Origin of the sequence: uncultured Alistipes sp. (assembly GCF_949296715.1) — a bacterium.
Taxonomy (GTDB): domain Bacteria; phylum Bacteroidota; class Bacteroidia; order Bacteroidales; family Rikenellaceae; genus Alistipes.
Window position 1 is genome coordinate 24,060 of sequence record NZ_CASFQD010000043.1, and the last position, 10,813, is coordinate 34,872.

Consider the following 10,813-nt stretch of genomic DNA (forward strand, 5'->3'; position numbering starts at 1 on the left):
CGACCGCATACGATGGAGATACGCAAAGTGACGGGCCCGACGCCCGACGACATGGCGGCCGTGGAACAGGCGTTCGACGGCATCGAGGCCCTACCGATCGCCTGCTGCAACTGGCCGGAACAATACCCCTATGCCCCGAAGGTCGCATTCCGCATGTTCCACACGGGCGACCTGCTCTGGTTGCGCTTCGACGTAGAGGAGCGCTACACGGCGGCCCGCGTCACCGAAGACAACGGCGAGGTGTGGACCGACTCGTGCGTCGAGTTCTTCCTCGAGCTCGACGACCGCGGCTACTACAACTTCGAGACCACCTGCATCGGCCGCATGCTGCTGGGGTTCCGCAAGACGCACGCCAATGCCGTGCATGCCGACGCGGCGGTGATGGCTTCGGTGCGGCGCTGCACGACGCTGCCCGCCGAGCCCTTTGCCGAACGCGAGGGCGACAACCGCTGGTCGCTGACCCTGGCCATCCCGCCGCAGGCGCTCTTCCGCCACGACCTGAAGACATGGGACGGCCTTGAGGCGCGCATGAACCTCTACAAGTGCGGAGACAACCTTTCGCACCCCCACTTCCTTTCGTGGAGGCCCGTCGCGACGGAGAAGCCCGACTTCCACCGTCCCGAATTTTTCGAACGTGTCAAATTCTCAAACATATTATGAACAACAAGTATTCACTTCCCAAAGACGGAGGTCTGATTGCGGAATCGGCCCCGCGCGACATCATCCACCGCTATGAGAAGATTCATACGCGGGTCTACGAAAACGAGTACAATGGTGTGCAGTACGTCGCCGACATGATTGTCAAGGCAATCCGCACGTACAACGAAATCCACTGCTCGAACGAAGTCTACGAGGAGTCGCAGCCGTTCGTGCTGGGTCTGACGACCGGACGCACGCCCCTGGGTCTCTACCGCGAGCTGGTCAAGCGCTACCAGGCCGGTCTGGTGAGCTTCCGCAACGTCGAGGTCTTCAGTCTCGACGAGTTCTACCCCATCAAGTCGACCGAGCAGCAGAGCCGCAACTTCCGCATCCACGAGGAGTTCCTCAACCACATCGACATCCTGCCCGAGAATGTCCACATTCCCGACGGGTCGGTCTCCAACGACCGGATTTCGGAGTACTGCGCCTCGTATGACCACGCCGCACGCCACATCGACCTGATGATCATCGGCGTGGGCGAGGACGGACAGATCGGGTTCAACGAGCCGGGCTCCTACGTCAAGTCGCGCACGCGCCTCGTGCAGCTCACGCACAACACCCGCAAGGTGCAGTCGAGCGCCTTCTTCGGGCTGGAGAACACGCCGAAGATGGCCATCACGATGGGCATCGACACAATCATGCGCGCCGACCGCATCGTCCTGATGGCCTGGGGCGAGGAGAAGGCCCGCATCGTGCAGAAGGTCGTCGAGGGCGACATCACGGGCCAGGTGCCCGCCTCCTACCTGCAGGCACATCCCAACATCGAGGTCATCATCGACGAGAACGCCGCGCAGCTGCTCACGCGCGAGCAGACACCGTGGAAGGTCGGCCCCTGCAACTGGACGCCGAAATTCATCCGCAAGGCCGTTGTCTGGCTCTGCGGCGAGGTGAAGAAGCCCATCCTGAAGCTCACCTACAAGGACTATATCGAGAATTCGCTCGGCGAGCTGCTCGAACAGGGCCGCACGTTCGACCAGATCAACATCGACGTCTTCAACGACCTGCAGCACACGATCTCGGGCTGGCCGGGCGGCAAGCCCAATGCCGACGACTCGACGCGCCCCGTGCCGTCGACGCCGTTCCCGAAGCGCGTGGTGATCTTCTCGCCCCACCCCGATGACGACGTCATCTCGATGGGCGGCACGTTCATCCGCCTCGTACAGCAGGGCCACGACGTGCACGTCGCCTACGAGACGTCGGGCAACGTCGCCGTACACGACGATGTCGTGCTCCAGAACATCGACACGGCACGCGAACTGGGCTACGGAGACCACTTCGCCGAGGCCGAGAAGATCATCGCCGGCAAGAAGAAGGGCGAGCCGGAGCCGCGTGCGCTGCTCGACCTGAAGGGCTCGATCCGCCGCGCCGAGGCACGCGCCGCCGTGCGCTCGTTCGGTCTGAACCCCGACACGAACGCACACTTCCTCAACCTGCCCTTCTACGAGACGGGCGGCATCAAGAAGGGGCAGCTCACGGAGAAGGATACGCAGATCATCGTCGACCTGCTGCGCCAGATCAAGCCGCACCAGATCTACGCCGCGGGCGACCTGGCAGACCCGCACGGCACGCACCGCACCTGCATGGAGGCCGTGCTCAACGCCCTGGAGGTGGTCAAGGAGGACGACTGGTTCAAGGAGTGCCACCTGTGGCTCTACCGCGGAGCCTGGATGGAGTGGGACCTCGGCATGGTGGACATGGCCGTGCCCCTGTCGCCCGACGAGCTCATCAAGAAGCGCCACGCCATCTACCGCCACCTCTCGCAGAAGGACATCATGCCCTTCCCGGGCAGCGACCCGCGCGAGTTCTGGCAGCGCGCCGAGGAGCGCACGCAGAATACGGCCAAGCTCTACGACCAGCTCGGCATGGCGGAATACCAGGCCATCGAGGTCTTCGTAAGAATGTTCTGACACCCATAACCCTAATCAATTTCCAAACATGAGACTGATCATCGAAAATACCCCGAAAGAGGTCGCCCAGTGGGCTGCAAACTACATCATCGAACAGATCAAGAACAAGGAGCAGTACACCTCGTCGCCCTTCGTGCTGGGTCTGCCGACCGGCTCCACGCCGCTGGAGACCTACAAGGAGCTGATCCGCCGCCACAAGGCAGGCGACGTGTCGTTCCGCAACGTCATCACGTTCAACATGGACGAATACGTGGGGCTTCCCGAGGAGCATCCCGAGAGCTACCACTCGTTCATGTGGAACAACTTTTTCAGCCACATCGACATCAAGCCCGAGAACGTGAACATCCTGGACGGCAATGCCGAGGACCTGGTTAAGGAGTGCGCCGACTATGAAGCGCGCATCGTCGAGGCGGGCGGCATCGACCTCTTCATGGGCGGTGTCGGCGAGGACGGACACATCGCCTTCAACGAGCCCTTCTCGTCGCTCAACTCCCGCACGCGGCAGAAGACCCTGACGCTCGACACGATCCAGGTGAACGCCCGCTTCTTCGGCGGCGACGTGTCGCTCGTCCCGAAGACGGCGCTGACGGTCGGCGTCGGCACGGTGCTCTCGTCGAAGAAGGTGATGATCCTCGCCACGGGGCACAAGAAGGCCCGTGCGGTACGCCACGGCGTCGAAGGGTCGTACAACCACCAGTGGACGATCTCGGCGTTGCAGGTACACCCGAGCGGCATCCTGGTCTGCGACGACCCCGCTGCCGAGGAGCTGCGCGTCTCGACCTACCGCTACTTCAAGGACATCGAGCGCGACAACCTGATCTGACCTGTCCGCTCAAAAAACCGACACCCCGCAGCGATGCTGCGGGGTGTTTTCATTCCCGGTGCAACCCAAAAACACCGGTCGGGACAAAGGGACCCGCAGGAACGCGGCCTGCGGGCCCTCGGTCGGGACGGGCGGAGCATACTAATCTCCTTCACGGCCGCCCGCCCCGCAGAACGTCACTTGACGAGCGTGATCTCGTCGATGCAGAAGAACGAGGGATCGGCACTGACGTTGATCCCCTCGACCTTGAAGACGAGTTTGTCGATCTCGCCGAACGACGCGATGCTCACCTTGCGCCAGCCCGAAAGCTTCGAGTCGGGCGTAACGAGCGTCTCGGTGGTGCTGCCCACCTCGGCTCCGTTCTTTATGCCGGTGATCTTCACCTTGAACAGATCGGCCTCGGCACCGCCGAACCACTTGTAGACGTAAGTCGAGTTGGCGATGTAGAAGTGGTCCACGGTTCTGGGCGTGGAGAAGGTGATCGTCGGATAACCCGAAGCCGTCATATACTCGGGCCACGACTCGGTCGGGGTATTCGAGTCATAGCATACGGCATAGGTCGACGTGCCGTTGGCACCGCCTTCGGCCCATACGGAGAACTGCTGTGCGAGCGAAGCCGCCGCATCGCCCATGTCGGGGCATGCGGCCAGCGAAATACCGCCCCAGGCGTCGTAAGAGCCGGAATAATAGGATGCAAAGGAGAGTGCGCCGTCAGCCGTCGTGAAGAGCACACCGTCGAAGTTCGCACCCTGCTGCACGTAGGCCTTGCCGCAGAAGACATCCTTGTAGAGGACATCCCCGAGGCCGTAGACCGACATGGTCACGTCGCCCAGCGCGACGGTTTTTCCGTTCATGTCGACCATTTTCTCGGAGGGTTCGAACGAGATGACCTCGTATTTTACCTTGGGGGCATCGTTGTCGTCATCGTTCGAGCAGGCGACAAAGGCCGAAGCCGAAAACAGCAGAAGCAGGGATGTGGCAAAAAGTTTTTTCATACACTCAATTATTTAATGAAACAAAAAATCCGTTCCCGGACCCCGGGAACGAACCTCTTTTCCTGCGCACATGCACGTGCAAACCGTCGATAGCCGCGGCTCCGAATTGCCGCCGTCACGATGCTCCGTTCTCCGCAGATGCGCTCGAAAAAAGATTCTTCCACCGGGGAAGCTGCAAGGCAGGTCTTCTGGCTTGTCCCCTGCCGCACGGCCTTCCCGGAAAAGAATCCAGTGGCTTACAGGATGTTGCGGCAATTTACGGAACTTACAGCAGCGGGAACTGCTGCCGATTCTCACGGCATTCCCATTTAATCGCACGTCGACACTCGCGTGTCATGCGAACCATTGCGTTGCAAAGTTAGAAAATAAATTCGTATCTTTGCAAGCGCAAACAAAAAATTGCAGTATTTATGAAACACGCATACGTATTCCCGGGCCAGGGCGCCCAGGCCGTCGGCATGGGCAAGGACCTCTACGACAACGTACCCGAAGCAAAGGAGCTCTTCGAAAAGGCCAATGAAATCCTCGGCTTCCGCATCACCGACATCATGTTCGCCGGCACGCCCGACGACCTGAAGCAGACGAAGGTGACGCAGCCGGCCGTATTCCTCCACTCGGTCATCATGGCCAAGGCGCTGGGCGTGAAGCCCGATGCCGTTGCCGGACACTCGCTGGGCGAGTTCTCGGCGCTGGTCGTTGCCGGAGCCCTCTCGTTCGAGGACGGTCTGAAGCTCGTCTCGAAGCGTGCCATGGCCATGCAGTCGGCCTGCGAGGCACAGCCCGGAGGCATGGCAGCCATCCTCGGTCTGGACGACAAGACCGTCGAGGATATCTGCGCCTCGGTCGACGGTGTGGTCGTAGCCGCCAACTACAACTGCCCGGGCCAGCTCGTCATCTCGGGTGCCGACGCTGCCGTGGATGCCGCCTGCGAGAAGGCCAAGGCTGCCGGTGCACGCCGTGCGCTGCGTCTGCCGGTCGGCGGAGCGTTCCACTCGCCGCTGATGGAGCCCGCCAAGCAGGAGCTCGAGAAGGCCATCAACGAGGCCCCGTTCCAGACCCCGACGTGCCCGATCTACCAGAACGTGGACGCAAAGCCCTATACCGATCCCGCCGCCATCAAGGCCAACCTGATCGCCCAGCTGACGGCCCCCGTGCGCTGGACCTACATCGTCAAGAACATGCTTGCCGACGGCGTGACGGAGTTCACCGAGCTCGGCCCCGGCACCGTGCTGCAGGGCCTGATCAAGAAGGTGGATGCCGCAGCCAACGTCGAGTCAAAGTCGACCTTGTAGATCAAGCCGCCCTGCGACAACGAAGGACGCACCTTTTGGGTGCGTCCTTTTTTCATCCGGACGGCAAAAGAAAAATATATTAAATTTTATTAATAACTTGTTGCATTTATTAAAGATACTTATTATATTTGTGCTGTTAGCAAAATGAGCAGAAAAGGATGACCTCACTTACCGAATTCTTTAACAAGCACGAAGACGACGCGCTGAAGGGCATATCGCACAAAAACAGCATCATCAAGCGCAACATCATCGCACACATGGCCGTCAACGGCGAATGCACGCTCTCGGAACTCACGAAGGAGTTGCATATCAGCGTTCCGACGATCACCAAGCTGGTGCAGGAACTCGTCGACGAAAATATCGTGACCGACCTGGGCAAGGTCGAAACCCCGGGCGGACGCCGTCCCAACATCTTCGGACTGGCCAACTCGGCGATTTATTTCGCCGGGGTGAACGTCGGGCGCGACAACATGCGCTTCATGATTACCGACCTGCAGAACAACATCATCAAGGAGGAAAACGACTTCACGTTCGAGCTGCAGGACCGCCCGCAGTGCATGGAACGCATCTGCACGAACATCGAGAACTTCATCGCCACGTGCGGCATCGACCGCGCCAAGATTCTCGGCCTGGGCGTCTGCATGACCGGGCGCGTGAATCCCGACACGGGCCGCAGCTACAAGTATTTCACCTCGTCGGAGCAGTCGCTGCGCGACATTCTCGAGGAGCGCGTGGGCATCCGCGTCCTGCTCGAAAACGACACGCGCGCCCGCTGCTACGCCGAATACACGTGCGGCAAGTCGAAGGACGAGAGCAACGTCCTCTACCTGCACATGGGCCGCGGCGTGGCCATCGGCATCGTCGTCGACGGGCAGCTCTACTACGGCAAGAGCGGCTTCGCCGGGGAGTTCGGCCACATACCCTTCTTCGACAACGAGATTATCTGCTCGTGCGGCAAGAAGGGGTGCCTGGAGACCGAGGTCTCGGGTATCGCCATCGAGGAGAAGATGTGCCGCATGATCGAGAAGGGGGTGAACACCATCCTCAAGGAGAAGTACGACAAACAGAAGACGATCCACATCGACGACATCATCGCCGCGGCGAAGAACGACGACAACCTCTCGATCGAGCTGATCGAGGAGGCGGGCGAGAAGGTCGGCAAGGCCGTGGCGTTCCTCATCAACACGTTCAACCCCGAGACGGTGATCGTGGGCGGCAACCTCGCGGCGGCCGGCGACTACATCATGCTGCCGCTCAAGTCGGCAACGAACAAATATTCGCTCAACCTCGTCTACAAGGATACGAAGTTCCGCGTCTCGAAAATGTCGGAGAATGCCAATGCCTGGGGCGTGGCGATGCTCATCCGCAACAAGATTATCGGACTGTAACCCGTATGCGGCCACCCGCACACGGCACCGCCCGGCAGCCCGGCTGTCGGGCGGTGCCATCAGGAAGAGACCCCGAAAGCCCATGTCACTGAACATCGAAGGAAAAACCGTCCGTCTGCGGGCCGTCGAACCCGAAGACCTCGAAATACTCTATCGCTGGGAAAACGACCCGGCCGTCTGGTCCGTCAGCGGGACGACGGAGCCCTTCTCGCTGCACCAGATGCGGCGCTTCATCGCCGAACAGCAGGCCGCCGACATCTTCCGCACGGGACAGCTGCGGCTGATGATCGAGGCTCCGGCGGCTGGTCCCGACCCTACCCCTGCACCATCCTCCGAGCGGTGGCGTCCCGTCGGGGCGGTCGATCTCTTCGAATTCGACCCGCTGAACCGGCGGGCAGGCATCGGGATTCTGATCCACGCCGATGCGGACCGGCAGCACGGACTTGCCTCCGACGCGCTGGCGACGCTCTGCCGCTACGGCCGCGACACGCTCCATCTGCATCTGCTCTGGTGCCACGTCGGCACGGAGAACGAGGCGAGCCTGCGGCTCTTCCGCGGTGCGGGATTCATCGAAGCGGGCACGCTGCACGACTGGCAATGGCGTGCGGACGGCTACCACGACGAGGTCGTGATGCAGAAACTGCTGGAATAAACCGCACCCGACAACGGCCGCAGGGCCGCCCGGGCGGGCAACGCCAACCGGTTCGATCCGACATAAAAGCCGGGTGGGGAGGGAGGGAAAATTGCCCCGCTGCGGCACAAAACGGCGACCGTCACACTCCAACATAAAAGAGCGGCGCCCCGGGCACAACCCGGGGCGCCGCCGTATCCGGACGACGGATCACAACCGGCGCGAACCGTCGGAGATGACCACGTCGTAGACCTGCGGTTCGTGGCCGTAGCGGGCAGCGAAGCGCTCGCGGGCCGTGGCGATGAAGCGGTCGTAGAGCTCCTCCTTCACGAGGTTGATCGTGCAGCCTCCGAAGCCGCCGCCCATGATGCGCGAGCCGGTCACGCCGCACTCCCCGGCCAGCGTGGCCAGGAAGTCGAGCTCCTCGCACGAAACCTCGTAATCCTTCGACATGCCCCAGTGCGTCTCGTACATGCAGCGGCCGACCGTCTCGTAGTCGCCGCGCTGCAGGGCGTCGCAGACCGTGAGCACGCGCCGCTCCTCGCCGATGACATAGCGGGCGCGGCGGTAGTCCTCCTCCGAGATACGCTCCCGGACGGCATCGAGCTGCTCCATCGTAGCGCCGCGCAGGAACTCCTGCCCGAGCGCCGCAGCAACCCGCTCACACGAGGCGCGGCGGTCGTTGTAGGGCGATCCCACGAGGGCATGTTTCACGCGCGAGTCGACCAGCACGAGGCGGTAGCCCTTCGGATCGAACGGGAAATATTCGTATTCGAGCGACCGGCAGTCCAACCGCATCAGGCACCCCTTCCTGCCGAAAACCGAGGCAAACTGGTCCATGATGCCGCAGTTGACGCCGCAGTAGTTGTGTTCGGTCGCCTGTCCGATCTTCGCCAGTTCAAACTTGTCGATGCCACAGCCGCAGAGGTCGTTCAGCGCGAAGGCATAGGTCGATTCGAGGGCTGCCGACGACGACATGCCGGCTCCGAGGGGCACGTCGCCCGCAAAGACCGTGTCGAAACCGCCGATCACGCCGCCGCGCTTCTGCACCTCGCGGCAGACGCCGAAGAGGTAGTGGGCCCAGCTCTCCGCCGGCTTGTCCTCCTCGCGGAGCCCGAATTCGGAGCGCTCGCCCAGATCGAGCGCAAAGGCCCGCACACGGTCGGTGCCGTTCAGACGGATCGCCGCGACGATACCCTTGTCGACGGCTCCCGGGAAGACGAAACCGCCGTTGTAGTCGGTGTGTTCGCCGAGGAGGTTGATGCGGCCCGGCGAGGTGAAGAGGATGCCCCCTTCGCCGAAGAGTTCCGCAAATTTGCTGCTTACTTTCTCTTTCATGTCCATATCGGGTAGTTTTTAGTTTGTGATCGGTCCATTGTACGAAGGTACGAAAAATCTCCGAAAAGCGGAGCCCGAAAGGCATTTTATACGCTATGGCAGTCGCAGCGGAGAAACGCGCGCCAGCCTGTCCCCTGCACGGAACGGCACGGGGACGGCATAAAGGCGGCATAGGGTCGGGCTTTCAGAAACACCCCGGCGGAAAAGCGCCGGCAGGAAAAACAGGCGGACAAAAGGACCGGAAACGGGCGGAAAGAGAGGGCGGAGACGGTCATGCGGAGCGCCGCGAAGGGGCCTGCGGGACGGTCCGAGGCGCCGGAGAGCGGGAGCGGGCCGGAGATCAGATATCCACGACGGTCACCTCGATGCCGCGTTCCCGCACCTTGTCGAGGTACGGGGGCTGGATGCCGCTGTCGGTGATGATGCGGTCGACGGCCTCCAGATCGCATATCTTGCTGAAGCCCCGGCGGCCGAATTTCGAGCTGTCGGCCAGGACGATGACCTTCTGCGCGGCTTCGATCATCGCCCCGTTGAGCGACGCTTCGAGCATGTTGGTCGTCGTCAATCCGAAATCCGGATCGATGCCGTCCACCCCGATGAAGAGCTTGCTGCAGTTGAAATCGCGAAGCATCTGCTCGGCAAAGGGTCCCACGACCGATACGGAGCTGCTGCGCGTGATGCCGCCCAGCTGGATGACGTCCATGTCGCGGTTCTGCGAGAGAATCTGCGTCACGGGCACGGAGGCCGTGATGACCGTAAGGCGTCCCGAAGGGACGATCTCGCGGGCAAAAAAGGTCATGGTCGTGCCCGACGCGATGATGATCGAGTCGTTCTGTTCGATGAGCGCCGCGGCTGCCGCGCCGATGGCCCGTTTCTCCTCGACGTTGCGCTTCTCCTTTTCGCTGACGTGGCGGTCGCTGATGTAGGGGCTGATGAGAATGGCGCTGCCGTGCGTGCGGTAGAGCTTCTTCTGCTGCTCGAGATACGACAGGTCCTTGCGTATGGTGACCTCCGAAACCCGGAACAGCTCGGAGAACTGCGCCACCGAGATGGAGCCGTGCTGCTGCAGCAGGGCCAGGATGCGCGCATGGCGCTCCGGCAGGCTCAACAGGGATTCTTCGTTGATCTTGTTCATCGTATGCCGTTTTACGGAGGCAAGTTACAAAAAAAAACGGACTTTCGGATTGCCGGGGCAACTTTCTTTCCGAAAGATTCCACACCCGTTCAGACCAGAAAAAGGGAAATAAATACTTGTTTTGTGAAAATCTCCGACAGAACCCTTATGGAATGAAACATCACCCCCGGTCCGCCCGCCTGCCTGTCCGGCCCCCGGGCCTTCGGGAACCGCGGCCCGCTGCAGGCCGTCTACCCCCGGATTGCAAAGCGTTTCAGCTCGCGGGCAAGCTCCTTCTCCCGCCCGCCGGTCAGCCGGTCGAGCAGCGCATGGAAACGCGGCGAATGGTCGTGATGGACCGTATGGCAGAGTTCGTGGAGGATGACGAAATCGCGCAGGTGCTCGGGCAGGGTCATCAGGTAAAGGTTCAACGAGATCGTGTTGCGGCCCGAGCAACTCCCCCACTTCGTGCGTGCGGCGCGGATCGTAAGCCCCGCATAGCGCAGCCCCTTCTGCCGGGCGAGGCGCTCGATGCGCGGCGGCAGATCGGCCTGTGCGGCACGGCGCAGCGCCTCGGTCTGTTCGCGCTCCTCCCGGGGGTCCAGCTGCGGAGGCAGGGCGGCCCG

10 protein-coding genes and 1 riboswitch are annotated in these 10,813 nt (G+C 61.8%); of the genes, 6 read left to right on the forward strand and 4 right to left on the reverse strand.

Annotation, left to right across the window (positions count from 1 at the left end; all coding sequences use genetic code 11):
• Positions 1-12: 12 nt before the first annotated feature.
• The 3 genes from Q1Y33_RS06585 to nagB are packed head-to-tail and all read left to right on the forward strand — an operon-like array spanning position 13 to position 3,429.
• Complete coding sequence (locus tag Q1Y33_RS06585) at positions 13-660, forward strand: carbohydrate-binding family 9-like protein (protein WP_300798948.1); 648 nt, start codon at positions 13-15, stop codon at positions 658-660.
• Complete coding sequence (locus Q1Y33_RS06590) at positions 657-2,606, forward strand: PIG-L family deacetylase (protein ID WP_300798949.1); 1,950 nt, start codon at positions 657-659, stop codon at positions 2,604-2,606. Before Q1Y33_RS06585 ends, Q1Y33_RS06590 begins: the two co-directional genes overlap by 4 nt.
• A 28-nt stretch (positions 2,607-2,634) precedes the next feature.
• On the forward strand, positions 2,635-3,429 hold the full coding sequence (nagB, locus tag Q1Y33_RS06595; RefSeq protein WP_300798950.1) for a glucosamine-6-phosphate deaminase: 795 nt from the start codon (positions 2,635-2,637) through the stop codon (positions 3,427-3,429).
• 176 nt (positions 3,430-3,605) lie between these two features.
• Here nagB and Q1Y33_RS06600 read toward each other — a convergent pair whose 3' ends face one another.
• Positions 3,606-4,424, reverse strand: coding sequence for a DUF4465 domain-containing protein (locus tag Q1Y33_RS06600; protein ID WP_300798951.1), 819 nt, complete (start codon positions 4,422-4,424; stop codon positions 3,606-3,608).
• 160 nt (positions 4,425-4,584) lie between these two features.
• A riboswitch (cobalamin riboswitch) is annotated at positions 4,585-4,786 on the reverse strand.
• Positions 4,787-4,834: 48 nt separating this feature from the next.
• Between Q1Y33_RS06600 and fabD the strand changes: the two genes are divergently transcribed.
• The 3 genes from fabD to Q1Y33_RS06615 all read left to right on the forward strand — a co-directional run bounded on the left by fabD (position 4,835) and on the right by Q1Y33_RS06615 (position 7,756).
• Positions 4,835-5,716 carry an ACP S-malonyltransferase gene (gene fabD / locus Q1Y33_RS06605; RefSeq protein WP_300798952.1) on the forward strand — a complete coding sequence of 294 codons (882 nt, stop codon included), beginning with the start codon at positions 4,835-4,837 and terminating at the stop codon, positions 5,714-5,716.
• A 158-nt stretch (positions 5,717-5,874) separates the two neighbouring features.
• A complete protein-coding gene (locus Q1Y33_RS06610) occupies positions 5,875-7,104 on the forward strand; it encodes an ROK family transcriptional regulator (RefSeq protein ID WP_300798953.1) in 1,230 nt (409 codons plus the stop codon).
• Positions 7,105-7,186: 82 nt separating this feature from the next.
• The gene (locus Q1Y33_RS06615) at positions 7,187-7,756 is read left to right on the forward strand and encodes a GNAT family protein (protein ID WP_363322800.1); all 570 of its coding nucleotides are present in this window, start codon (positions 7,187-7,189) and stop codon (positions 7,754-7,756) included.
• Positions 7,757-7,945: 189 nt separating this feature from the next.
• Here Q1Y33_RS06615 and galK read toward each other — a convergent pair whose 3' ends face one another.
• The 3 genes from galK to Q1Y33_RS06630 form a co-directional block, all read right to left on the reverse strand.
• Positions 7,946-9,073, reverse strand: coding sequence for a galactokinase (gene galK, locus Q1Y33_RS06620; RefSeq protein ID WP_300798954.1), 1,128 nt, complete (start codon positions 9,071-9,073; stop codon positions 7,946-7,948).
• 340 nt (positions 9,074-9,413) lie between these two features.
• Entirely contained in the window at positions 9,414-10,208 is a 795-nt protein-coding gene (locus Q1Y33_RS06625) for a DeoR/GlpR family DNA-binding transcription regulator (protein ID WP_300798955.1), read from the reverse strand.
• A gap of 230 nt (positions 10,209-10,438) precedes the next feature.
• On the reverse strand, positions 10,439-10,813 hold a 375-nt coding region (locus Q1Y33_RS06630; RefSeq protein WP_300798956.1), incomplete at its 5' end, for a M48 family metallopeptidase.